Here is a 24,871-nt window from a genome sequence, read left to right on the forward strand (position 1 = left end):
AGCATGCTACTGGCGCTGGCGCAATGGCTGCAGAATGACGCAAGCTTCTTGCGCGTGTTCAGTTATCTGACTTTCCGCGCGGTGATGGCCACCATTACCGCGTTGCTGATCGGGCTCGTCTGCGGCCCGGCCGTGATTCGCAAACTGACCGCGATGAAGGTCGGTCAGGCCGTCCGTAAAGACGGTCCGCAAACGCACCTCGTGAAATCCGGCACCCCGACCATGGGCGGGGTGCTGATTCTGCTCGGCATCGCCGTGGCTACGCTGTTGTGGGCCGATCTGACCAATCGCTTCATCTGGATCGTGATTCTCGTCACCTTCGGCTATGGCGTGATCGGCTGGGTCGACGACTATCGCAAGGTGGTCTACAAGGACCCGCGCGGCATGTCGTCGCGCGAAAAGTATTTCTGGCAGTCGGTGATCGGTCTGTTCGCTGCGGTGTACCTCGCGTTCAGCGTGTCGGAAGCAAGCAATGTGCGCGTGTTCGACCTCTTCATGGCATGGGTGCGCAGCGGTTTGTCCATGGGCTTGCCCGCGCGCGCCGACCTGATGCTGCCGTTCGTCAAGTCGATCAGCTATCCGCTCGGCGTGTGGGGCTTCATCGTGCTGACGTATCTGGTGATTGTCGGCGCGAGCAACGCCGTGAATCTGACCGATGGTCTCGACGGCCTCGTCATCATGCCCGTCGTGCTGGTGGGCGCATCGCTCGGCGTGTTCGCTTATGTGATGGGCAGCTCCGTCTACTCGAAATATCTGCTGTTTCCGCACATTCCCGGCGCGGGGGAGCTGCTGATCTTCTGTTCGGCGATGGGCGGCGCGGGGCTCGCGTTCCTCTGGTTCAACACGCACCCGGCGCAGATGTTCATGGGCGACGTCGGCGCATTGGCGCTCGGCGGCGCGCTCGGCACGGTCGCGGTCATCGTGCGGCAGGAAATCGTGCTGTTCATCATGGGCGGCATTTTCGTCGCCGAAACACTTTCGGTGATGTTGCAGGTCGCGTGGTTCAAGTTCACCAAGCGCCGGTTCGGCGAAGGACGGCGTCTCTTCAAGATGGCGCCGCTGCATCACCATTTTGAATTGTCGGGTTGGAAGGAAACGCAGGTGGTCGTGCGCTTCTGGATCATCACGTTGATGTTGTGTCTGTTCGGGTTGTCCACGCTCAAACTGCGTTAAGAAGGCATTTAAGGAAGCAGACGATGTTCGGCGAGAAGTTTCGGGATCGGCAAAAGCCGATGGTGCTCGTGCTGGGACTGGGTGAATCCGGTCTCGCCATGGCGCGCTGGTGCGCGCGGCACGGCTGTCGGCTGCGAGTGGCCGACACGCGCGAGGTGCCGCCGAACCTGTCCGCGCTGGAAGCGCACGGCGTCGACGCTGCGTTTGTCGGCGGCCCGTTTTCGCCGGTGCTGCTCGAAGGCGTGGAGCTCGTCGCGATCAGCCCGGGCTTGTCGCCGCTCGCCGCCGACCTGTTGCCGCTGATCACCGCGGCGCGCGAGCAGGACATTCCCGTGTGGGGCGAACTCGAACTGTTCTCGCAAGCGCTGAGGACGCTCGGCGAAAGCGGCTACGCGCCGAAGGTGCTCGCGATAACCGGCACGAACGGCAAGACCACCACGACGAGCCTGACGGGTCTGCTGTGCGAGCGAGCGGGCAAGAAGGTGGCGGTGGCGGGCAACATCAGCCCGTCGCTGCTCGACAAGCTGAGCGAAGCCATCGACAACACCGCGCTGCCCGACGTGTGGGTGCTCGAGCTGTCGAGCTTCCAGCTCGAAACCTCGCATACCTTCGAACCGGACGCGGCCGCCATTCTCAACATCACGCAGGATCATCTCGACTGGCACGGCGGGCTGGATGCCTACGCCGCCGCCAAGGGCCGCATCTTCGGTGCACAAACCGTGCGCGTGTTGAACCGCGACGACGCGCGCGTCATGGCGCTCGCGCCTTCCGAGTCGAGCGACGCGGACGTGGTCACGTTCGGCGTAACCGAGCCGAAGAACGACGGTGACTACGGCCTGCAGCGCGAGAACGGCATGGTGTGGCTCGTGGAAGCGCACGACCTCGACGCGAGCGACGAACCCACACCGAAACGCCGCCGCAAGAACGAAGCCGTCACGCCGCCGAACATCGCGCTCAAGCGGTTGATGCCGGCGGACGCGCTGCGCATTCGTGGGCTGCACAACGCCGCCAACGCGCTCGCCGCCTACGCGCTCGCGCGCGCGATCAGCCTGCCCGGCGCGCGTCTGCTGCATGGATTGCGCGAATATCGCGGCGAGCCGCATCGGGTGGAATTGATCGCGTCGATCGACGGCATCGATTATGTCGACGACAGCAAGGGCACGAACGTCGGCGCGACGGTCGCCGCGCTCGACGGCCTCGCGCAGCGCGTCGTGCTGATCGCCGGCGGCGACGGCAAAGGCCAGGATTTCGAGCCGCTGGCCGCGCCCGTCATGCGCTGGTGCCGCGCCGTGATGCTGATCGGCCGCGACGCGCCGCAGATTCGCGCGGCGCTCGAAGACACCGGCATCGCCATGACAGATCACACGACGCTTGAAGAAGCGACGCGTGCCGCCGCCGCCCTCGCGCAACCGGGCGACGCCGTGCTGCTGTCGCCCGCTTGCGCGAGCTTCGACATGTTCAAGGGTTACGCGCACCGCGCAGCGGTGTTCCGCAGCACGGTGGAAGAAATCGCCGCCGAACGGGGGGCGATGATATGAGCTGGTCGGAACGCTTCGGTTCACGCGCGGGCGGCTCGGGCGAGACGGCGGGCGCCGCACGCGGCGGCGGCCGCACGGGCGGCAGCGGCCTGGCGAGCGCCGTCAACGGTGTGCGGCCGCTGCGCTCGCGCATGCTCGACTACGACCACTCGCTGCTGTGGGTTGTCGTCGCGCTGCTCGGGCTCGGCGTCGTGATGGTGTACTCGGCGTCCATTGCGATGCCCGATTCGCCGAAGTACGCGTCGTATCGCGACTACGCGTTCCTCGTGCGTCAGATCATTTTCGTGATCATGGGCGCGGTGGTGGGCGTGGTGTCGTTCCGTATTCCCATTTCGACGTGGGACAAATACGCGCCGAAGCTCTTCCTGATCGCGCTCGCGGCGCTCGTGATCGTGCTGATTCCGCACGTCGGCAAGGGCGTGAACGGCGCGCGCCGCTGGATTCCGCTCGGCATCACGAACATGCAGCCGTCGGAAATCATGAAGCTCGCGGTGACGATCTATGCGGCGAACTACACCGTGCGCAAGCAGGAATACATGCACAGCTTCGCCAAAGGCTTTCTGCCGATGGCGATGGCGGTCGGCTTCGTCGGCGCATTGCTGCTGCTCGAGCCGGACATGGGCGCTTTCATGGTGATCGCCGCGATCGCGATGGGGCTGCTCTTTCTCGGCGGCGTGAACGGCAAGCTGTTTGGCGGCCTCGTCGCCACCGCCGTCGGCACGTTCACCCTGCTCGTGTGGGCGTCGCCGTGGCGGCGCGAGCGGATCTTCGCTTACCTCGATCCGTGGGACGACCGCTACGCGCAGGGCAAGGCGTATCAATTGACGCACTCGCTGATCGCCTTTGGCCGCGGCGAATGGTTCGGCGTGGGCCTCGGCGGCAGCGTCGAAAAACTCAACTATCTGCCGGAAGCGCATACCGACTTCATCCTGGCGGTGATCGGCGAGGAGCTCGGCTTTGTCGGCGTGCTCGTCGTGATCCTGATGTTCTACTGGATCGTGCGCCGCTCGTTCGAGATCGGCCGTCAGGCGCTCGCGCTCGACCGCACGTTCGCGGGTCTCGTCGCGAAAGGCATCGGCATCTGGTTCGGCGCGCAGACGTTTATCAATATGGGCGTGAATCTCGGCTTGCTGCCCACTAAAGGTTTGACGTTGCCGCTTGTCAGTTACGGCGGCTCGGGCATTCTGCTCAACTGCGTCGCCGTGGCGGTGCTGATGCGCGTCGATTACGAAAACCGGGTGCTCATGCGCGGAGGAAAAGTATGACCTCCATCCAGCAACGCACGCTGATGGTGATGGCCGGCGGCACAGGGGGGCACGTGTTCCCCGGGCTCGCGGTCGCGCATCTGATGCAGGCGTGGGGCTGGAAAGTCGTCTGGCTCGGCAACCCGGCGGGCATGGAAGCCACGCTCGTGCCGAAGCACGGCATTCCGATGGAGTACGTGCGCTTTGGCGGACTCCGCGGCAAAGGCCTGAAGACCAAGCTGATGCTGCCGCTGAATCTGCTGCGTGCCTGCACGCAGAGCCTCAATGTGCTGCGTCGCGTGAAGCCTGACGTGGTGCTCGGCATGGGCGGCTACATCACGTTTCCGGCCGGCCTCATGACGGCATTGAGCGGACGTCCGCTCGTGCTGCACGAACAGAATTCGATTGCGGGGCTCGCGAACAAGGTGCTCGCGAAGCTCGCCAAACGCGTGCTCGTCGCGTTTCCGAACGCGCTGCCGCACGGCGAATGGACCGGCAATCCGATTCGTGCGGAACTTGCGCGCGCGATTGCGCCCAAAGCACGCTATGCAGAACGCAACGGTCCGCTGAATGTGCTGGTGGTCGGCGGCAGTCTGGGTGCGGCAGCCCTCAATGAAGTCGTGCCGCGCGCGGTTGCGCTGCTCGCTCCGCAGGAACGGCCGCGCATCGTGCATCAGGCGGGCGCGAAGCATATCGACGCGCTGCGCGAGAACTACGCGGCAGCGGGACTGCAGGCGGGCGCGGACGTACAGCTCGTGCCGTTCATCGACGACATGACGAGCGCCTACGCGCGCGCGGATCTCGTGATCTGCCGCTCGGGCGCAATGACGGTGTCGGAGATTTCAGCGGTTGGTGTGGCCGCGTTGTTCGTGCCGTTTCCCTATGCGGTGGACGATCATCAAACCACTAATGCAGCGTTTCTCGCCGACAACGGCGCGGCGCTGGTCGTGCAGCAACGCGATCTGTCGGCGGAAAAACTCGCCGACTGGTTGCGCAGCCTGACGCGCGAAAGTCTCGCGCAGATGGCAGAGCGTTCGCGCTCGCTCGCGAAACCCGACGCCACGGAACAGGTGGCGCAGATTTGCGCCACCGTGGCGGGTTCGATTTCGGGCGCGAGCCCAGAAGGAAAGCAATGAAACACATCGTCAAACATATTCATTTTGTCGGCATCGGCGGTGTCGGCATGAGCGGCATCGCGGAGGTGCTGGTCAATCTCGGCTATCAGGTGAGCGGCTCGGATCTGTCGAGCAACGCCGTCACTGATCGCCTCGCCGCGCTCGGCGCGCGCATTGCGATCGGCCATGCGGCGGAAAATATCGAAGGGGCGAATGCGGTGGTCGTTTCCACGGCAGTGCGCAGCGACAACCCGGAAGTGCTGGCCGCGCGTCACCGCCGCATTCCGATCGTGCCGCGCGCGGTCATGCTCGCCGAACTGATGCGCCTGAAGCAAGGCATTGCGATTGCAGGCACCCACGGCAAGACCACCACGACCTCGCTGGTGGCGAGCGTGCTCGCGGCGGGCGGCCTGGATCCGACCTTCGTGATCGGCGGACGGCTCATCAGCGCCGGCGCAAACGCGCGGCTCGGCACGGGCGACTTCATCGTCGCGGAAGCGGACGAGTCCGACGCGTCGTTCCTGAATCTGTTCCCGGTGATCGAGGTCATCACGAACATCGACGCCGATCATATGGACACCTATGGGCACGACTTCGCGCGGCTCAAGCAGGCGTTCATCGAATTCACGCACCGTCTGCCGTTTTACGGCATCGCCGTGTTGTGCGTCGACGATCCGAACGTGAAGGAAATTCTGCCGTTCGTGTCGAAGCCGATCATCCGTTATGGCTTCGCGCCGGATGCGCAGGTGCGCGCGGTCAATGTCGAAGCGCGCGACGGCAAGATGCATTTCACGGCGATGCGCGAAGATGCGGCGCCGCTCGACATCACGCTGAACCTGCCGGGCGAGCACAACGTGCAGAACGCGCTGGCCGCTATCGCCATTGCGACTGAACTTGAAGTGAAAGATGCCGATATCCAGCGAGCGTTGGCGGATTTCAACGGCGTCGGCCGACGCTTTCAGCGTTACGGCGAAGTGCCCGTGATCGCCGACGGCCAGGCGGCGGGCACCTATACGCTGGTCGACGACTACGGTCATCACCCGGTGGAAATGGCGGCCACGGTCGCGGCGGCGCGCGGTGCGTTTCCGGGGCGGCGCCTCGTGCTTGCGTTCCAGCCGCACCGCTTCACGCGCACGCGCGATTGTTTCGAAGACTTCGTGAAGGTGCTCTCGACGGTGGACGCATTGGTGCTGACCGAAGTGTATTCGGCGGGCGAAGCGCCGATCGTCGCGGCGGACGGCCGTGCGCTCGCGCGCGCATTGCGCGTTGCGGGCAAGGTGGAGCCGGTGTTTGTCGATACGGTGGACGAAGTGCCGGGCGCGCTCGCAGCAGTGGTGCGCGACGGCGATGTGGTGATCACGATGGGCGCGGGTTCGATCGGCGGTGTGCCGGGTCGTCTCGCTCAGGAAACGAAGGTGTGAGATGAGCAGTATCGACCCCAACAAATTCGGCAAGGTGGCAGTGTTGCTCGGCGGCAATTCGGCCGAGCGTGAGGTGTCGCTCAATTCCGGGCGCCTCGTGCTGCAGGGTTTGCGCGACGCCGGCGTCGACGCGCATCCGTTCGATCCGGCTGAGCGCCCGCTAGCCGCGCTGAAGGACGAAGGCTTCGTGCGCGCGTTCAATGCGCTGCACGGCGGCTACGGCGAAAACGGCCAGATTCAGGGCGCGCTGGATTTTTACGGCATCAAATACACCGGCAGCGGCGTGCTCGGCTCGGCGCTCGGACTCGACAAATTCCGCACGAAACTCGTGTGGCAGCAACTCGGCATTCCGACGCCGCCGTTCGAAGCCGTCATGCGTGGCGACGACTACGAAGCGCGCGCGAAAGACATTGTCGCGAAGCTCGGTTTGCCGCTTTTCGTGAAGCCGGCCAGCGAAGGTTCGAGCGTCGCCGTGATCAAGGTGAAGAGCGCGGACGCGTTGCCTGCGGCGCTCGTCGAAGCGGTGAAGTACGACCGGATTGTCGTGGTCGAGAAGAGCATCGAGGGCGGCGGCGAATACACCGCGTGCATCGCGGGCGATCTCGACCTGCCCGTGATCCGCATCGTGCCGGCCGGCGAGTTCTACGACTATCACGCGAAGTACATCGCGAACGACACGCAGTATCTGATTCCCTGCGGTCTGACGCCTGCCGAAGAAACGCGCATGAAAGTGCTGGCGCGCCGCGCGTTCGACGTGCTCGGCTGCACCGACTGGGGCCGCGCGGATTTCATGCTCGACGCCGACGGCAATCCGTACTTCCTGGAAGTGAATACGGCGCCCGGCATGACGGACCATTCGCTGCCGCCGAAAGCGGCGCGCGCGGTGGGCATCAGCTATCAGGAACTGGTGGTCGGCGTGCTGGCGCTGACCTTGAAGGATTAATCGGCAGCACCTGTTCGAAGCAATAAGCGGGGCAACCCGAAAGCAACACTATGTGGAATAACGTTCGCCAGCTCAATCTCGCCGCCAGCGCATTGCATGCGTTGCTGGTGCTCGTGCTGCTGGCGGCGGGCGGTTACTGGCTGATCCAGCGCCCCAGTTTCGCGCTGCGCGAGATACAGATCGACGGCGATACCGAGCACATCAATTCGCCGACGGTTCGCGCGGGCGTCGTGGGGCGCCTGAAGGGCAACTTTTTTACGGTGGATCTCGACGTCGCGCGCCAGGCGTTCGAGCAGATGCCGTGGGTGCGTCACGCGAGCGTGCGCCGGGTCTGGCCGAACGCGCTGGCTGTCACGCTGGAGGAGTACAAACCGCTTGGCACGTGGGGCAGCGACCAGCTGGTGAGCGTCGACGGCGAGCTTTTCACCGCGAATCAGGGCGAGCTCGAAGAAGACTTGCCGGCGTTCGACGGTCCGGACGGCACGGCGAAGGAAGTGGTCGCGCGCTATCACGACTTCCAGAAGTGGTTCGCACCGCTGAACGCCACGCCGGAAGAAGTGACGCTGTCGCCGCGTTATGCATGGACGGTGAAGCTGTCAAACGGCATGCAGGTGGAACTCGGGCGCGAACGCAATCAGGACACGCTGCTCGATCGGAGCAAGCGTCTGACCGCGGCCTGGAGCGCGGTGACGCAACGTTGGGGTAAGGATATCGAGTATGCGGACTTGCGCTATCCGAACGGTTTCGCGATTCGTGCCGCTGGCATGCGCTTTATCAGCGAACCCGACAAGGGCAAGAAGTAAAGGGACATCACACGCAATGAGCACGCTATGAGTAAAGACTATAAAGACTTGCTGGTCGCCCTCGACATCGGGACGTCGAAGGTCGTGGCCATCGTCGCCGAGCTGAAGGGCGAAGGTCACTACGAGGTGATCGGCCTCGGCCAGAGCGAATCGAAGGGGCTCAAGAAAGGCGTGGTGGTGAACATCGAAGCCACCGTGCAGTCCATTCAACGCGCGCTCGAAGAAGCCGAGCTGATGGCCGACTGCAAGATCACGAACGTGTTCACCGGGATCGCCGGCAGCCACATTCGCAGCTTCAATTCGAGCGGCATGGTGGCGATCAAGGAGAAGGAAGTCACGCAGGCCGACGTGGCGCGCGTGATCGAAACGGCGAAGGCGATCAACATTCCGACCGACCAGCAGGTGCTGCATATCCTCACGCAGGAATTCATCATCGACGGTCAGGAGGATGTGCGCGAGCCGATCGGCATGAGCGGCATCCGCCTCGAAGTGAAGGTGCATATCGTCACCGGCGCGGTGAGCGCGGCGCAGAACATCGTGAAGTGCGTGCGCCGTTGCGGGCTCGAAGTGAACGATCTGATTCTGCAGCCGCTCGCGTCGTCGCTCGCGGTGCTGACGGAAGACGAAAAAGAGCTCGGCGTGGTGCTTGTCGATATCGGCGGCGGCACGACGGACATTGCGATTTTCAGCGAAGGCGCAATCCGCCACACGGCCGTGATTCCGATTGCCGGCGACCAGATCACGAGCGACATCGCCATGGCGCTGCGTACGCCGACGCCGGACGCGGAGGACATCAAGGTGGATTACGGCATCGCCAAGCAGGCGCTCGCCGATCCTGACGAAATGATCGAAGTGCCGGGGCTCGGCGAGCGCGGTCCGCGCACGCTGTCGCGCCAGGCGCTCGCCGCGGTGATCGAGCCGCGCGTCGAAGAACTGTTTTCGCTCGTGCAGCAGGTGGTGCGCGAGTCGGGTTACGAAGAACTGCTGAGCTCCGGCGTCGTGCTGACGGGCGGCGCGTCGATGATGCTCGGCATGGTCGAGCTGGGTGAGGACATTTTCCTGAAGCCGGTGCGGATCGGCGTGCCCGAATACGCGGGCGGTCTCGCGGACGTGGTGCGCAACCCGCGCTATTCGACGGCGATGGGTCTGCTCGTCGAAGGACGCTCGCAACGCATGCGCGGCCGCAAGGTGGCGGTGCAGTCAGGGTCGATGGGACAAGTCTTCACGCGAATGAAGGACTGGTTCCTCGGCAACTTCTAACGAATTCGCGTGACCGAACGGGTTTAGAAATACGCGCTGGTGCCGGCGGCTGGCGCGCGACAGAAGGTTGCCCGATCTTCTGCCGAATAACGGCCGAGTGGCTGCAATTTTTTATCTTGACGGAGGCAACATGGAATTCCAGATGCTGGAAACCGAAACGAACGGCACCATCATCAAGGTGGTCGGAGTAGGTGGCGCTGGCGGCAATGCCGTTCAGCACATGATCAACAAGGGCGTGCAAGGCGTCGACTTCATCGTGATGAACACGGACGCGCAGGCTCTGTCGCGTTCGCGCGCCACCGCGGTGATCCAGTTGGGCAACACGGGCTTGGGCGCCGGCGCCAAGCCGGAAATGGGCCGCGCCGCAGCGGAAGAAGCACGTGAGCGCATCGCCGACGCACTGCGCGGCGCGCACATGGTCTTCATCACGGCGGGCATGGGCGGCGGCACGGGCACGGGCGCAGCGCCGGTGGTCGCGCAAATCGCCAAGGAAATGGGTATCTTGACTGTTGGCGTGGTCAGCAAGCCGTTCGAATTCGAAGGCGGCAAGCGCATGCGTGTGGCAGAAGCCGGTTCGCAGCAACTGGAGGATCACGTCGACTCGCTGATCGTCGTTCTGAACGACAAGCTGTTCGAGGTGATGGGCGACGACGCCGAGATGGACAAGTGCTTCCAGTGCGCTGACGACGTTCTGAACAACGCAGTGGCCGGCATCGCGGAAATCATCAACGTCGACGGTCTGGTGAACGTCGACTTCGAAGACGTGAAAACGGTGATGGGCGAGCAGGGCAAGGCGATGATGGGCACGGCCACGGTGGCCGGCGTCGATCGCGCGCGTCTCGCGGCCGAGCAGGCTGTTGCCAGCCCGCTGCTGGAAGGCGTGGACCTGTCGGGCGCGCGCGGCGTGCTGGTCAACATCACGTCGAGCCGTTCGCTGCGTCTGTCGGAAACGCGCGAAGTGATGAACACGATCAAGAGCTACGCAGCGGAAGACGCCACGGTGATCTTCGGCGCGGTGTACGACGACGCCATGGGCGACGCGCTGCGTGTGACGGTCGTGGCAACGGGTCTCGGCCGCGCGGCGAAGAAGCAGCAATCGGCACCGATGACGCTCCTGCGCACCGGCACCGACAATCAGCCGATCGCCGCACAGCATGCTTCGTACGCCACGCCGTCGCACGCGAGCACCGCCGACTACGGCGCGCTCGACACGCCGGCCGTGTGGCGTACGTCGCGCGACACCGCGGCTTCGCACGTGCAGGCGCTGCAGGAAAAGGGCGTCGACACGTACGACATTCCGGCTTTCCTGCGCAAGCAGGCGGACTGAGCGCACGGGGCAGGCTTTCGCTGCCGCGCCGCCGGGTTTTTTCCGGATTTCAGGCGTTGGCGGACGAATGCACGAGCGTGGCGGGTGAACGGCAGACAAGCCGCGTATCGTCGGATTCGCGGCAAGGACAAGTGCCCTCTTCGCAATCGCGAAGCGGATCGGGCAACTGTCGCCGATTCACTGCGACACGATGACGTGCGAACGATGCTTCGCATCGATGCAAAGGACTGAGCATGATTCAAGCTGGTGACAAGCTGCCCGACGCAACGCTCTTCGAATATGTCGAAGACGAGCGGGCGGGCTGCACGATCGGGCCTAACAGCTTCGACGTGCGCGAGCAGACGGCGGGTAAGCGCGTGGTGATCTTCGGATTGCCCGGCGCCTTCACGCCGACCTGTTCGGCCAAACATGTACCGGGTTATGTCGAGCACGCCGAGCAGTTGCGCGCGGCCGGCGTCGACGAAATCTGGTGTGTGTCCGTGAACGACGCGTTCGTGATGGGCGCGTGGGGACGCGATCTGCACGCCTCGGGCAAGGTGCGCATGATGGCGGACGGCAGTGCGGCTTTCACCCGAGCGCTCGGTCTCGAGCAGGATTTGTCGGCGCGCGGCATGGGGATCCGTTCCCAGCGCTACGCGATGGTGGTCGACGACGGCGTGGTCAAGACGTTGAACGTCGAGGCTGCCGGCAAATTCGAAGTAAGCGATGCAAGGAGTATCCTCGCCACGTTGAGCTAGTTATGGAAGCGTCGGCGCCTTCGCCCGACACGCGGTCCGCCGCGTGGCGCAATGGCAACGGCGAGCATGACGCTTTGTGACAGGCCGTTACGCGGGCCGACGACCGGAAACGCCTCCGTTCCGGACGCCGGCCCGTCACGCTTTCCCTCACGGGCGCCCGTTGGAAAATGCGGGTAATGCAGCGAAACAGATTGATACTTTCCGCGCGAAGACGCTTCTTAGGGTTATGGAGTATAATTCGTGCTATGGAATAAAAAGTCCCGATTGGGATTTTCAATCGAACAAAAGATCACCATGTTGAAGCAGCGCACCATCAAATCAATCGTCAAGACGGTCGGCATCGGCTTGCATTCCGGCCGCAAGGTCGACCTGACGCTCCGCCCCGCAGCGCCGGATACGGGCATTGTGTTTTCGCGCGTGGATTTGCCCACGCCGGTGGACATTCCTGCGTCGGCCATGGCGATTGGCGACACGCGCCTCGCTTCCGTGTTGCAGAAAGACGGCGCGCGCGTCTCGACCATCGAGCATCTGATGTCCGCCTGCGCCGGTCTCGGCATCGACAATCTGTATGTCGACGTCACCGCGGAAGAAATTCCGATCATGGACGGCAGCGCCGGCTCGTTCGTGTTTCTGATTCAATCGGCGGGCATTGAAGAACAGAACGCCGCGAAGAAGTTCATCAAGGTCACGAAGCCCGTTGAGATTCGCGACGGCGACAAGTTCGCCCGTCTCGATCCGTATTTCGGTTTCAAGCTCAAATTCACGATTGATTTCCGCCACCCGGCTGTCGATAAGACCGGCCAGGCGCTGGAAGTCGATTTCGCCAACACGTCGTACGTGCGCGAAATCGCGCGCGCCCGCACATTCGGCTTCGCGCACGAGGTGGAAATGATGCGCGAGCTGGGCCTCGCGCGCGGCGGCAGCATGGACAACGCGATCGTGCTCGACGAATACCGCATTCTGAACAACGATGGGCTGCGTTACGACGACGAGTTCGTGAAGCACAAGATGCTCGACGCAATCGGCGACCTGTATGTGGTCGGGCATCCGCTGCTGGCTTCGTACAACGCCTACAAGTCGGGTCACGGCCTGAACAACGCGTTGCTGCGCGAGTTGCTCGCGCACGAAGATTCGTACGAAATCGTCACGTTCGACGACACACAAAAGGCGCCTCGCGGCTTTGCTTACGAGACGCAGACGGCTTTTGCATAAAGAATCGGCATCGCGTCTTCGGTGAAATTTCCGAAGCGAGTGGACGAAAAGAAAGCGGCTCAGATGAGCCGCTTTTTTTGTTCAGCGATTTCGCCGATGCCGCGCCGCCATTTTCGCCAGCGCCTCCCGCAGCGGCGACGGCGCGAGCGATTCGCTGAGCGCGTGCAGCGCGTCGGCTCCGGCCGGCGTCATGCGCGCCTGCTTGACGGGCGGCGGCTCTTTGGCGGGCTGCGGCCGCACGCGGATGCGCAGCGCATTGACCGGCCAGCCGCGCTGCTGCAAATCCGCCAGGAGCCGCGGCTCCAGATGCCGCAGACGCGCCGCGAGCGCGTTGTGCGCGGCAAAGAGCGAGAGCACGCCTTCTTTGATAAAACCAGGTTCGACGCTCGTCGCCAGGTAGTCGGGCAGCAGGTCGCGCAGGTCCTTTTCCAGCGCCGCAATCTGCTCGACGCCCGCGCGCAGCGCGGCGAACGCGTCGGTGCGATTGAGCACGTCGGCGACCGGCTGCGGGCGGCGCGCCTCGAACTGCCTGGGCGGCCTTGAAAACGAGGGAAAACGGCTCATGTTTGACTGTGACGGCGTGTCCGCGCCCCACGCGCGAACCTGCCGCAATTGTACCGCGCAGCATGCACCCCCGGCCGGCCGCATCGGCAGCCGCGAAGCGCGGCGGGGCGGGGTTTGCTGCGTTCCCGGCCTCGCGCCGCTGACATCAGCGCGGGCGAGGGCGCGTGCTAAAATGCCCGATTCGAATTCACTCTTGGACGAAGCCGCCGAGGCCATTCCGACCCCGGAGCGCGCGTGCACGAACCGCACGCCGCGACCAGCCGAAGCCGCGACGCAGACACCGATCCGATGACCACCGGTTTTCTACAGAAGATTTTTGGCAGCCGCAACCAGCGGCTAGTCAAGCAATATCAAAAGACCGTCGCGGCGATCAATGCGCTCGAACCGCAGATCGAGCAATTGACGGACGAGCAACTGCGCGCGAAGACGGACGAATTCCGCCAGCGCGTCGCGAGCGGCGAGTCGCTCGACAAGATCCTGCCGGAAGCGTTTGCCGTCTGCCGCGAGGCGAGCAAGCGGGTGCTGAAAATGCGCCACTTCGACGTGCAGTTGATCGGCGGTATGGTGCTGCACTACGGCAAGATCGGCGAAATGCGCACCGGCGAAGGTAAAACGCTCGTCGCCACGCTGCCGGTCTATCTGAACGCGCTGTCGGGCCGCGGCGTTCACGTCGTGACGGTGAACGACTATCTCGCCCAGCGCGACGCCGAGTGGATGGCGCGTCTTTACAACTTCCTCGGCTTGTCGGTCGGCATCAATCTGTCGCAAATGGACCATGCGGCCAAGCAGCAGGCCTACGCCGCGGACATCACGTACGGTACGAACAACGAGTTCGGCTTCGACTACCTGCGCGACAACATGGTGTACGAGCCCGAAGCGCGCGTGCAGCGCGGGCTCAACTTCGCCGTGGTCGACGAAGTGGACTCGATCCTGATCGACGAAGCGCGTACGCCGCTCATCATCTCCGGTCAGGCCGAAGACCACACCGAACTCTACGTGCGCATGAACGCGCTGCCGCCGCTGCTCGAGCGCCAGATCGGCGAAGAGAAGGCGGACGGCACGGGCGTCGAAAAGCCGGGCGACTACACGCTCGACGAAAAGGGCCGTCAGGTGTTCCTCACGGAATCGGGCCACGAAAAGGCCGAGCGCCTGCTCGCCGAATGGGGCCTGATCGGCGAGGGCGAGAGCCTCTACGCGCCGCAAAACATCACGCTGATGCATCACGTCTACGCGGCGCTGCGTGCACACACGCTGTTCCACCGTGACCAGCACTATGTGGTGCAGAACGGCGAAGTGATCATCGTCGACGAATTCACCGGCCGTCTGATGGCGGGCCGTCGCTGGTCCGACGGGCTGCATCAGGCTGTCGAGGCAAAGGAGCACGTGAAGATTCAGAGCGAGAACCAGACGCTCGCTTCCATCACGTTCCAGAACTACTTCCGCATGTACGCGAAGCTGGCCGGCATGACCGGCACGGCGGACACGGAAGCGTACGAATTCAACGAGATCTACGGTCTCGAAACGGTCGTGATCCCGACCAACCGTCCGCCCAAGCGGATCGACAAGCAGGATCAGATCTACAAGACGGCCAAGGAACGCTACGACGCGGTGATTCGCGACATCCGCGATTGCTATGAGCGCGGGCAGCCGGTGCTGGTCGGCACCACGTCGATCGAAAACTCGGAGCTGCTGTCGCATCTGCTGAAGCAGGCCGGTTTGCCGCACGAGGTGCTCAACGCCAAGCAGCACGCGCGCGAAGCGGAGATCGTCGCGGAAGCGGGCCGGCCGAAGCGCATCACGATCGCCACCAACATGGCCGGTCGCGGTACCGACATCGTGCTCGGCGGCAATGCCGAGAAGCAGGCGTCGTTCATCGAACAGGACGAGACGCTTGCCGACGACGAAAAGCAGCGCCGCATCCAGAAGCTGCACGACGAATGGCAGGCGCTGCACGATCAGGTGAAGGCTGCGGGCGGTTTGCACATTATCGGCACCGAACGTCACGAATCGCGCCGGATCGACAACCAGCTGCGCGGCCGCGCGGGCCGTCAGGGCGACCCGGGTTCGTCGCGCTTCTATCTGTCGCTGGAAGATCCGCTGCTGCGCATTTTCGCGGGCGACCGCGTGCGCGCGATCATGGACCGCCTGAAAATGCCGGAAGGCGAGGCGATCGAAGCGGGCATCGTGTCGCGTTCCATCGAATCCGCGCAGCGCAAGGTCGAGGCGCGCAACTTCGATATTCGTAAGCAGCTGCTCGAATACGACGACGTCTCCAACGATCAGCGCAAAGTCATCTACCAGCAGCGCAATGAGCTGCTGGAGGCGAACGACATCACCGAAACCATCGGCGCAATGCGTCATGGCGTGATCGCGGACATCGTTCACCAGTTCGTGCCGCCTGGCAGCATCGAAGAACAGTGGGACGTGCCGGAACTCGAAGAAGTGCTGCGCAACGAATGGCAGCTCGACCTCGCGATCCAGGAAATGATCAACGAGTCGAACTCGATCACGTCGGACGAAATTCTGGAGGCCGTGCAGGCCGCCGCGGACGAAGCCTACGAGGCGAAGGTCGAACTGGTCGGCCGCGAGTCGTTCAGCGCGTTCGAACGCTCGATCATGCTCCAGACGCTCGACCGGAGCTGGCGCGAGCATCTGGCGGCGCTGGACCATCTGCGCCAGGGTATCCATCTGCGCGGCTATGCGCAAAAGAACCCGAAGCAGGAATACAAGCGCGAGGCGTTCGAACTGTTCGCCGCCATGCTCGACGCGGTCAAGCTCGAAGTCACCCGTATTGTGATGAACGTGCAGATCCAGTCGCCCGAGCAACTCGAGCAGGCCGCCGAGCAGATGGAAGAGCAGGGCGGCCACCTCGAGAATGTGGAGTTCCGCCACGCGGAGTTTGCCGAAGCGTCGGCTGCGGCGCCCGCCGCCGCGGAAGCCGCCACCGCCGCCATGATCGGCGACGCAATGAGCCACGCGGCGTCGGCGCAAACGGCGTCGCCTGTCGGCGCGGACAGCGTGCCGAAGGTCGGCCGCAACGACCCATGCCCGTGCGGCAGCGGCAAGAAGTACAAGCAGTGTCACGGCAAGATCGCATAATGCCGAAGGCGGCGCGCCCCGCGGCGCGCCGCGTCGCTTTACAGCGTGTCTTTTGCACCGTGTGGTGTTGTTGATTGCGCGGTGGTGCGGCACCCTCCCCGAGCCACCAGTTCCGTTTTCCTTTATGCCGGCGCTCGCCGGCATTTTCTTCGACAGGTCGCGACCATGGCTGTCAATTTCCCCTCGATCGATCCCGCTCAACTGCATCCCGTCGCCGGCGTCACGCTCGGCTGGGCGGAGGCGAACATTCGCAAGCCGAACCGCAAGGATGTGCTGGTGATTTCCGTCGACGAAAGCGCGACGGTCGGCGGCGTCTTCACGCAGAACCGGTTCTGCGCGGCGCCCGTCACCGTCTGCCGCGAGAATCTCGCGCGCGTGCGCGCCGGCGGCAAGCCGATTCGCGCGTTGGTGATCAACACCGGGAATGCAAACGCGGGCACCGGCGAGCCGGGCCTCGCGCATGCGCGGGAAACCTGCGCTGAACTCGCGCGTCTCGCGGATATTGCGCCCGAGCAAGTGCTGCCGTTTTCGACGGGCGTGATTCTCGAGCCCCTGCCGGTCGATCGCCTGAAAGCCGGGCTGCCGGCCGCGCTTGCGAACCGCAAGGAAGCCAACTGGTACGACGCCGCGCAGGCGATCATGACCACCGACACGCTGCCGAAAGCGGCCTCGCGTCAGGTCACGATCGAGGGGCACACGGTTACGCTCACGGGCATCAGCAAGGGCGCCGGCATGATCAAGCCGAACATGGCCACCATGCTCGGCTTCCTCGCATTCGACGCAGCCGTCGCGCAGCCGGTGCTGGACGCGCTCGTCAAACACGTGGCGGACCGCTCGTTCAACTGCATTACGATTGACGGCGACACGTCGACCAACGACTCGTTCATCCTGATCGCGTCGGGCAAATCCAGCCTGCCGGCGATCACGTCCACCGACTCGCCCGCCTACGCCACGTTGCGCGATGCGGTGACTCAAGTCGCGCAGACGCTCGCGCAACTGATCGTGCGCGACGGCGAAGGCGCGACCAAATTCATGACGGTTCATGTGGAAGGTGGTTCGAGCGTCGGCGAATGCCGCCAGATCGCGTATGCGATCGGCCACTCTCCGCTCGTGAAGACGGCCTTCTACGCATCGGACCCGAACCTCGGCCGCATTCTGGCGGCCATCGGCTATGCCGGCATCGACGATCTCGACGTCGGCAAAATCGATCTGTATCTGGACGACGTGCTGGTCGCGACGGCCGGCGGCCGCAACCCGGCGTACCGCGAAGAAGACGGCCAGCGCGTCATGAAGAAGAGCGAGATCGGCATTCGCGTCGTGCTCGGTCGCGGCAATGCGCAAGCCACGATCTGGACTTGCGACCTGTCGCACGACTACGTGAGCATCAACGCCGACTACCGCTCGTAACCCGGTTCATCACGCGGCCTTCGGGCCGCTCATCATGGTCATGGACAAACTCGAACAGTTTCTGACACGGGCCGAAGCCGTGCTCGTTCGCCTGGAGGCGATGCTTCCGCCTGCCGCGCCTGACATCGACTGGTCGGCGGCGGTCGCATTCCGCTGGCGCAAGCGCCAAGGGCGTGGCTACCTGCAGGCAGTGCCGGCCATTTCTGAGATCAAGCTCGACGACCTGCAAAACATCGACCGCCAAAAAGCGCTGATCGAGCAGAACACGCGCCAATTCGTCCACAAGCTGCCGGCGAACAACGTACTGCTGACGGGCGCGCGCGGCACCGGCAAGTCGTCGCTGATCAAGGCCTGCCTGAACGCCTACGCGAAAGACGGGCTGCGTCTCATCGAAGTGGACAAGGATGATTTGCACGACCTCGGCGACATCGTCGAGCTGATCGCGCAGCGTCCGGAGCGCTTCGTGGTGTTCTGCGACGACCTCTCGTTCGAAGACGGCGAGTCGGGCTACAAGGCGCTGAAAGTCGCGCTCGACGGCTCGGTCGCCGCGCAGTCGGACAACGTGCTCATTTACGCGACCTCGAACCGGCGCCATCTGCTGCCCGAGTATATGAGCGATAACGAGACGTACAAGCACACGTCCGACGGTGAGATTCATCCCGGTGAGTTGGTGGAAGAGAAGATCTCGCTGTCAGAACGTTTCGGGCTGTGGGTCAGCTTTTATCCGTTTAAGCAGGACGACTACCTGTCGATCATCGCGCACTGGTTGCGCCATTTCGGCTGCACCGACGCGGAAGTCGAGGCGGCGCGCGGCGATGCGCTCGTCTGGGCGCTGGAGCGCGGGTCGCGTTCGGGACGTGTCGCGTGGCAGTTCGCGCGCGATTGGTCCGGCAGGAAATCACAGGCATGAGCGACGTTCAGAAGAACGCGGCGGGCCGGCCCGTCACCGAGGTTGCCGTTGGCGTGCTCGTGCAGCCTGATGGCCGCTATCTGCTCGCGCAACGTCCCGCAGGTAAGCCGTACGAGGGCTACTGGGAGTTTCCCGGCGGCAAGCTGGAAGCGGGCGAATCGGTCGAGGCGGCGCTCGCGCGCGAGTTGCACGAGGAACTCGGTATCGACGTCAAAGCGTGCCACTTGTGGCACACGCTCGAACACGACTATCCGCACGCTTATGTGAGGCTTTATTTCTGCAAGGTGACGCAGTGGACCGGCGAGCCGCATGGCCGCGAAGGTCAGGCGTTTGTCTGGCAGGCGTTGCCCGCCGACGTTTCGCCGCTGCTGCCGGCCACGATTCCCGTGCTCGAATGGCTCGCGGCGGAAAAGACTGCATAGGGAAAGCGCACGGACGTCGGAAGGCCGGTTGACCCCGCTGAGTGAGTCGCCACGCGACGCCGTTTTTCGCGCGGTTATTCCGAGGCGCTTCGACGCAGGTGGAACACCGCGCTGTCGATCAATGCGGGCTGTAATCCCCGCCAGGTGTCTCGTCCGACGGCGCGTCCTGATCCGTCCCGCCGATCTTGTACTTCTCGGCGGCCCAGGCGCCGAGATCGATCTGTTTGCAGCGTTCTGAGCAGAACGGGCGGAATCGATTTTCAGGTGTCCAGCGGACGTCCTTTCCGCAAGTGGGGCATTTGACGACGGTTGGCATACGGTCAGGCAGACATGGCAGATGGAACAAGTAACGAATATTAGGCCATTTCTCGCCGCTTCAAAGGCGCGGCTGAGTAAAGCCGCCGGATCTGTTCGAATCTATCTGACAGTCGGGACGAGCCTGGCTTACAGGCTGCAGAGCGTAAGCTGAAAGGGCACGTCGACATCCACCGCGCGCGGACGCAGATCGCCGTCCTGCACCGTGAAGCGCACCCACAGCATGTACTTGTTGGCGCTGGCCTCGGGAATCACGCGCAATTCGGGCGCGACCCGTACCTGCATCAATTGATAGGAGCGGCCCGACAGCATTTGCTGATAGCTGCCCGCCATGGCCATGACTTTCGACGCCTGACCCGACTCGCGCGCGAGCCTCAGCACGATAGTTGCGGCGTCGCGCAGCGGAAGCAGCGGCGTGACCCATTTGGCGATGTCCTGACGGCGCTGGTCGGGATGAAGCTGCTGCCACGCATAATAGGACGGCAGGTCGAACTTGCAGGTGCCGCCCGGAATGATGGCCCGGCTGCGGATGCTGGCAAGCCATTCGTTTTCTGCGAGATGCTGGCCGGTTTTGCCTTGCATCTGCGAGAGGCCCGCGAGGGTCTGTTCGATTTCGCCGAGCACGACTTCGAGCGCGTTCTGCTCGATGCCCGGATTGCCCCGAAACGGCGCGAGCGTTTGCCGCTGCCGCTCGAGTTCCTTCATCAGATCCGACTTGAGATCCGCGCGACCCGCTACCTCTGAAATCTCGAACAGCGTGGTCAGTGCGACGTGGTGTTCCCTGGCGTCTTCCTGCGTCAGGAAGAACGTGAAGCGCTCGAACAGATCTTCGAGGCGCAATAGCGTCCGGATTCGCTCGTTGAAGGGGTACTCGTAAAGGATCAAGCGGGCTCGCCTCGGGCGTGGTCGGTGACGGGAATGCAGGACATTCTAATGCCGTGGGACTACCCTAGCAATCGCGCGCGTTTTGCGCGTGCTTTGGCAAAGTTTTTCGCGTGTTTTCGGCGGTTTTCAGCCGGTTCGGCATGCGGAAAGTGCCGAAGTTCAACGATTCGCGCCAACCGGTGACGCACCGCAAGCGCTGTTTTTGTCTAACGGCCTACACACGGCGTTCCCCGCGCGCTTGCAGTGTGTGGCCGACTGTTTCCGATGCCGCCGATCAGGCCGCCGCCAGCGCCAGGTACGCGCGATGCTGCGCGTCGACCTGCGCCGTGAGCGCCGCAAGCGGCGCGTCGTCGTTCACGATAACGTCGTCCGCGGCGGCAAGGCGCGCTTCGCGAGTCGCCTGACGCGCGATAATCGCAAGCACCTGGTCGCGGCTGAAACCGTTGCGGATCATTACACGGGAGATTTGCGTTTCCACACTGCAATCCACGGCAAGCACGCGATTTACCCGGTTTTCCCAACTGCCCGACTCGACGAGCAGCGGCACCACGACGATCACATAGGGTCCCTTCGCTTCGCGCTGCTCGCGCTCGGTTTCCGCACGAATCAACGGATGCGTGATGTTTTCGAGGCGCTTGCGCGCGGCGTCGTCGCTGAAGACGAGGGTGCGCATGCGGGCGCGGTCGAGCGAGCCGTCGGCGGCGACGAAAGCATGGCCGAATTCGGCGGCGATCTGCGGCATCGCCATGCCTTGCGGAGCCGTGATGCGATGCGCGATCAGGTCTGTGTCGACGATCGGCACGCCGTGCGCCGCGAACAGGTCCGCCACCGTCGATTTGCCGCTGCCGATGCCGCCGGTCAATCCCACAACGAACATGCTTCAGCCTCCGAGAGCCAGGTAGAGCGGTGTGCCGAGAAACAGGGTGAGGGCGCCGCCCGCTGCCAGAAACGGCCCGAAGGGCAGCGGCTCTTCAAAGCGCATCCGGCCGCGCCAGGTCGCCGCGAGCCCGACCACCGCGCCTGCCACGGCGGCCACCAGCACGATCTGCGGCAGCGCCGCCCAGCCCAGCCACGCGCCCAGCGCGGCCAGCAGCTTGAAGTCGCCGTAACCCATTCCGTCGATACCTCGTACCAGCCGGAACAGCCAATGCACGGCCCATAGCACCAGATAGCCGAAGATAGCGCCGAGCACCGCGTCGTGCAGGCTCGCGAAGACCCCGTTGAAGTTGACGACGATGCCGGCCCACAAGAGCGGCAGCGTCATGGAATCGGGAAGCAGATGCGTGTCCATGTCGATGATGCTCATCGCCAACAATGCCGCGCACAGCCCGAACGCGGCAAGCGCGGCGAGTGTCGGGCCAAAGAGCGCGAGCGCGGCCGCCGCGAGTGCCGCACTCGCGACCTCGACCAGCGGGTAACGCAGGCTCACGTGCGCCTTGCATTCGGAGCAGCGCCCGCGCAGCAGCAGGTAGCTCAGCACCGGCACGTTCTCCCACGCGCGCAGCACGTGCCCGCAGTGAGGACAGGCGCTGCGCGGCACCCACAGGTTGTAGCGCGTGGGCAGGCCATCTTCTTCGAGAGGTTCGTCGGTCGCCTCGCTGACTTCCAGACGCCATGCGCGTTCGAGCATGATCGGCAGCCTGTGGACGACCACGTTCAGGAAGCTGCCGATTGCGAGCCCGAACACGATTGCAAAGGCGAACTGCCAACCGGCGGGCAGGCTGCCGAATGCCTCGCCGGGAACGGCTGCGAAATGCGCCGGAAGCAGGTTCGAAAATGCGCCTGAAAGCACGCTGGATGAAGTGTCTGGCACGAGTGAATGAGCTGCCTGCATGGATAAACGATGGATTCGGCTGCGATGCTACACCACGTTGCCGAGTTGAATAATGGGAAGATACATGGCGACGACGAGACCGCCGACGAGCGCTCCCAACACAATGATGACGAGCGGTTCACAGAGGCTCGCCAGCGCGCCGATCTTTTCGTCGACCTGACGATCGGCCAATGAGGCCACGTCGAGCAGCATCGAGTCGATTGCTCCGGACTCCTCGGCAACCGCGATCGGCTGCACCACCTCGGGCGGAAAGCAGCGCGCCGCCCGCATAGCCGCGGCGAGCCGTTCTCCGCGGCGCAGCCGGGCCGCGATGTCGACGGTGGCACGGTCGAAAAACGCATTGCCGGTGGCGTGAGTGAGCGAGTCGAAGGCATCGGCGAGCGGCGTGCCGGCCGACAGCAAGGTGCCGAGCGCGCGGCTCCAGCGCGCGGAGCACAGGGTGGCGAGCAGCGTTCCGGCGACCGGTATTTTCAGCGATAGGCGGGCGAAGCGGATGCGCGCCGCTTCGGAGCGCCGCAGGAGAAACGTCACTATCGAGCTCGTCGCGACGATGACCGCAATGGCCGGAACGCTCCATCGGGCCACGCCGGAGGACAGCGCGAGGACGAACTGCGTGGGCGCGGGCAGGCGGGCGCCAAAGCCGTCGAAGATCTGTTTGAAAGTCGGTACGACCCAGACCAGCAACGCAGCGGTAATCGCGAGAGCCAGCAGCAAAATCGCGAGCGGATAGGTCAATGCGGCGCGCACTTTCGAACGCTGGGCGGCGGCGCGTTCCCGGTCGTCGGCGATTCGGGCGAGAACTCCGGCGAGGGCGCCCGCCGCCTCGCCGACCTCGACGAGCTGGCAATACAGCGCATTGAACTGCGCCGGATGCCGCTGCAACGCAGCCGAAAACCGCAGGCCGGCCGTGATGTCGCGCGCCAGCGTGCCGACGATGCGCGGCATGCCCATGCGACGCGAGCCTGGCGCCTGCGCCAGCAGATCGAGCGCGGGCGCGAGCGGCAAGCCGGCGCGCAGAAGACTGGCTAGCTGGCGTGTGAACAACGTGACCTCGGCGGCATTGGCGCTTGGGCGCGGGGCGGGACCTTCGGCCTTCAGATCGACCACGAACAGCTTGTCGCGCTGGAGGAGCGCCCGAGCCGTGCCTGCATCCGGCGCAATGAGTGCGCCGGTTTTGCGGCTGCCGTCCGCATCGACACCGCGCCATCGGAAGCGAATATCTGCAGGCCTTAGCGGGCTTGCGGTCGGCGTGTTCACGCGACCTCCGTCGCCGCGAGTGCCTCGGCGAGGCTCGTTGTGCCGTCGCGCACGCGGGCCAACGCGGCATCGCGCAGCGTGCGGACGCCTCCGCTCTGCGCCTGTCGCGCGAGCTCATGCGTGCTCGCGCGCGCGACGATCAGCTCACGCATGGCGTCAGATACCGGCATCACCTGATGGATGCCGACGCGGCCTCGATAACCGATGCCGTGGCATGCCGCGCAGCCCTTCGCCGCATACGGCTGCCAGCCGTCGAGCTGATGGTCGGCGAACCCCGCGGCTTCTAGCGCTGCCGCCGAATGCGGCGCGGGCGCCCGGCACGCCTCGCACAGGCGCCGCACCAGCCGCTGCGCGGTCACCATACGCAACGCGGCAGCAAGGTTGTACGGTTCGACGCCAATGTCGATCAGACGCGCGACGGCGGCCGGCGCGTCGTTCGTGTGCAAAGTCGAGAGAACCAGGTGGCCGGTTTGTGCGGCTTTCACGGCGACGTCGGCGGTTTCCTCGTCGCGGATTTCGCCGACCATAACGACATCCGGGTCCTGGCGCAAGAACGCGCGCAACGCGACCGCAAAGGTCAGCCCGGCCTTCTCGCGCACGCTGACCTGATTGATGCCGGCCAGCTGGATTTCCGCCGGATCTTCCACCGAACAGAGATTGCGCGATTCGCTGTTGAGCAGATTCAGAAAGCAGTACAGCGAGAGAGTCTTGCCGCTGCCAGTCGGCCCAGTGACAAGCACGAGGCCATGCGGCGCGCGGATGGCCGCATCGACGGTTTGCCGTTGGCGGACGTCGAGGCCGAGCGAGTCGAGCGAAAGGTCGGTTGGCAGAGCGTCGAGCCGGCGCAGCACCAGCTTTTCGCCGAACAGCGTGGGCAGCGAATTGACGCGGTAGTCCTCGATCCGTCCCGGCGAGGTCGCGATCCGCAGCCGGCCGTCTTGCGGTATGCGGCGCTCGGCGATGTCCATGCGAGCCAGCACCTTTACACGGGTGATGAAGGCGTCCCGCAGGTGAGCCGGCGGCGGCGCCAATTCGTGCAGCACGCCGTCGATACGCAGCCGCACTCGCCAGCTGTTTTCGGCCGGCTCGATGTGAAGGTCTGACGCGTTGCGGCGAGTCGCCTCACGCAGCGTGTCGGTCAGCAGACGCACGGCGGGGGCGTTATCAGAATCGTTGAGCGTGGCCGCGCCTGAATCAGCGGCGAACCCGCTGGGCTTGCCGCGGGAGGCGCTTTCGCCGTCGGCCGCGAGCGGCCGCAGCGGCGCCGCAGATTGAAAAGAAGCTTGCATGAAAAGCCGGCGATGCGCCGCCTGTAGAACACGACGGCTCCAGTTTCCGCCAAGGCGCGTCTGAATGACATTCGGCCATTCGGCTAATGGCGCGTGCCGCAGGCTTATGCGATGCT

At 64.3% G+C, this 24,871-nt stretch carries 22 protein-coding genes; 15 read left to right on the top strand and 7 right to left on the bottom strand.

The features are described from left to right. Window positions 1-3 precede the first annotated feature (3 nt). From mraY to lpxC, 11 genes are all read left to right on the top strand, one after another. Window positions 4-1,173, top strand: coding sequence for a phospho-N-acetylmuramoyl-pentapeptide-transferase (gene mraY / locus ACEN8U_RS16040; RefSeq protein ID WP_013340582.1), 1,170 nt, complete (start codon window positions 4-6; stop codon window positions 1,171-1,173). Window positions 1,174-1,196: 23 nt separating this feature from the next. Further along, the gene (gene murD, locus ACEN8U_RS16045) at window positions 1,197-2,711 is read left to right on the top strand and encodes a UDP-N-acetylmuramoyl-L-alanine--D-glutamate ligase (protein ID WP_015003811.1); all 1,515 of its coding nucleotides are present in this window, start codon (window positions 1,197-1,199) and stop codon (window positions 2,709-2,711) included. Further along, window positions 2,708-3,976, top strand: a complete 1,269-nt coding sequence (gene ftsW / locus ACEN8U_RS16050; RefSeq protein ID WP_015003810.1) for a putative lipid II flippase FtsW — start codon at window positions 2,708-2,710, stop codon at window positions 3,974-3,976. The genes murD and ftsW overlap by 4 nt, the downstream gene beginning before the upstream one ends. Next, the gene (murG, locus tag ACEN8U_RS16055) at window positions 3,973-5,091 is read left to right on the top strand and encodes an undecaprenyldiphospho-muramoylpentapeptide beta-N-acetylglucosaminyltransferase (RefSeq protein ID WP_015003809.1); all 1,119 of its coding nucleotides are present in this window, start codon (window positions 3,973-3,975) and stop codon (window positions 5,089-5,091) included. The genes ftsW and murG overlap by 4 nt, the downstream gene beginning before the upstream one ends. Continuing rightward, window positions 5,088-6,491, top strand: coding sequence for a UDP-N-acetylmuramate--L-alanine ligase (gene murC / locus ACEN8U_RS16060; protein WP_015003808.1), 1,404 nt, complete (start codon window positions 5,088-5,090; stop codon window positions 6,489-6,491). Before murG ends, murC begins: the two co-directional genes overlap by 4 nt. A 1-nt stretch (window position 6,492) precedes the next feature. Continuing rightward, a complete protein-coding gene (locus ACEN8U_RS16065; protein ID WP_013589690.1) occupies window positions 6,493-7,434 on the top strand; it encodes a D-alanine--D-alanine ligase in 942 nt (313 codons plus the stop codon). 50 nt (window positions 7,435-7,484) lie between these two features. Then, window positions 7,485-8,237, top strand: coding sequence for a cell division protein FtsQ/DivIB (locus tag ACEN8U_RS16070; RefSeq protein ID WP_015003807.1), 753 nt, complete (start codon window positions 7,485-7,487; stop codon window positions 8,235-8,237). 27 nt (window positions 8,238-8,264) lie between these two features. Then, a complete protein-coding gene (gene ftsA, locus ACEN8U_RS16075) occupies window positions 8,265-9,497 on the top strand; it encodes a cell division protein FtsA (protein WP_013340575.1) in 1,233 nt (410 codons plus the stop codon). A gap of 130 nt (window positions 9,498-9,627) precedes the next feature. Further along, complete coding sequence (gene ftsZ, locus ACEN8U_RS16080) at window positions 9,628-10,824, top strand: cell division protein FtsZ (protein WP_013589688.1); 1,197 nt, start codon at window positions 9,628-9,630, stop codon at window positions 10,822-10,824. A gap of 233 nt (window positions 10,825-11,057) precedes the next feature. Then, entirely contained in the window at window positions 11,058-11,561 is a 504-nt protein-coding gene (locus tag ACEN8U_RS16085) for a peroxiredoxin (protein WP_015003805.1), read from the top strand. Between the two features lie 294 nt (window positions 11,562-11,855). Then, window positions 11,856-12,773 carry a UDP-3-O-acyl-N-acetylglucosamine deacetylase gene (gene lpxC / locus ACEN8U_RS16090; protein WP_027802319.1) on the top strand — a complete coding sequence of 306 codons (918 nt, stop codon included), beginning with the start codon at window positions 11,856-11,858 and terminating at the stop codon, window positions 12,771-12,773. 81 nt (window positions 12,774-12,854) lie between these two features. Here lpxC and ACEN8U_RS16095 read toward each other — a convergent pair whose 3' ends face one another. Further along, a complete protein-coding gene (locus ACEN8U_RS16095) occupies window positions 12,855-13,337 on the bottom strand; it encodes a DUF721 domain-containing protein (protein ID WP_028362427.1) in 483 nt (160 codons plus the stop codon). Window positions 13,338-13,625: 288 nt separating this feature from the next. On the opposite strand from ACEN8U_RS16095, the gene secA reads away from it, so the two are divergent. The 4 genes from secA (at window position 13,626) to ACEN8U_RS16115 (ending at window position 19,175) form a co-directional block, all read left to right on the top strand. Continuing rightward, entirely contained in the window at window positions 13,626-16,436 is a 2,811-nt protein-coding gene (secA, locus tag ACEN8U_RS16100; protein WP_041746400.1) for a preprotein translocase subunit SecA, read from the top strand. Window positions 16,437-16,601: 165 nt separating this feature from the next. Continuing rightward, window positions 16,602-17,843 (top strand): bifunctional glutamate N-acetyltransferase/amino-acid acetyltransferase ArgJ, encoded by a 1,242-nt coding sequence (argJ, locus tag ACEN8U_RS16105; RefSeq protein WP_015003801.1) that lies wholly within the window; start codon window positions 16,602-16,604, stop codon window positions 17,841-17,843. 40 nt (window positions 17,844-17,883) lie between these two features. Further along, window positions 17,884-18,753, top strand: a complete 870-nt coding sequence (locus ACEN8U_RS16110) for an ATP-binding protein (protein ID WP_028362430.1) — start codon at window positions 17,884-17,886, stop codon at window positions 18,751-18,753. Continuing rightward, window positions 18,750-19,175 (top strand): NUDIX domain-containing protein, encoded by a 426-nt coding sequence (locus tag ACEN8U_RS16115; RefSeq protein WP_015003800.1) that lies wholly within the window; start codon window positions 18,750-18,752, stop codon window positions 19,173-19,175. Before ACEN8U_RS16110 ends, ACEN8U_RS16115 begins: the two co-directional genes overlap by 4 nt. 118 nt (window positions 19,176-19,293) lie before the next feature. On the opposite strand, the gene yacG is transcribed toward ACEN8U_RS16115, so the two are convergent. The 6 genes from yacG to ACEN8U_RS16145 all read right to left on the bottom strand — a co-directional run bounded on the left by yacG (window position 19,294) and on the right by ACEN8U_RS16145 (window position 24,755). Further along, a complete protein-coding gene (yacG, locus tag ACEN8U_RS16120; RefSeq protein ID WP_081588228.1) occupies window positions 19,294-19,491 on the bottom strand; it encodes a DNA gyrase inhibitor YacG in 198 nt (65 codons plus the stop codon). A 128-nt stretch (window positions 19,492-19,619) separates the two neighbouring features. Then, window positions 19,620-20,375 (bottom strand): cell division protein ZapD, encoded by a 756-nt coding sequence (gene zapD, locus ACEN8U_RS16125; protein ID WP_013589679.1) that lies wholly within the window; start codon window positions 20,373-20,375, stop codon window positions 19,620-19,622. A 274-nt stretch (window positions 20,376-20,649) separates the two neighbouring features. Next, entirely contained in the window at window positions 20,650-21,252 is a 603-nt protein-coding gene (gene coaE, locus ACEN8U_RS16130; RefSeq protein ID WP_015003799.1) for a dephospho-CoA kinase, read from the bottom strand. Between the two features lie 3 nt (window positions 21,253-21,255). Continuing rightward, on the bottom strand, window positions 21,256-22,209 hold the full coding sequence (locus tag ACEN8U_RS16135) for a prepilin peptidase (protein ID WP_041745783.1): 954 nt from the start codon (window positions 22,207-22,209) through the stop codon (window positions 21,256-21,258). Window positions 22,210-22,236: 27 nt separating this feature from the next. Continuing rightward, entirely contained in the window at window positions 22,237-23,466 is a 1,230-nt protein-coding gene (locus tag ACEN8U_RS16140; RefSeq protein WP_015003797.1) for a type II secretion system F family protein, read from the bottom strand. After that, entirely contained in the window at window positions 23,463-24,755 is a 1,293-nt protein-coding gene (locus ACEN8U_RS16145; protein WP_015003796.1) for a GspE/PulE family protein, read from the bottom strand. The genes ACEN8U_RS16140 and ACEN8U_RS16145 overlap by 4 nt, the downstream gene beginning before the upstream one ends. Between the last annotated feature and the right edge of the window lie 116 nt (window positions 24,756-24,871).

It is taken from the genome of Paraburkholderia phenoliruptrix, assembly GCF_047325075.1.
In the GTDB taxonomy this organism is placed as follows: domain Bacteria; phylum Pseudomonadota; class Gammaproteobacteria; order Burkholderiales; family Burkholderiaceae; genus Paraburkholderia; species Paraburkholderia phenoliruptrix.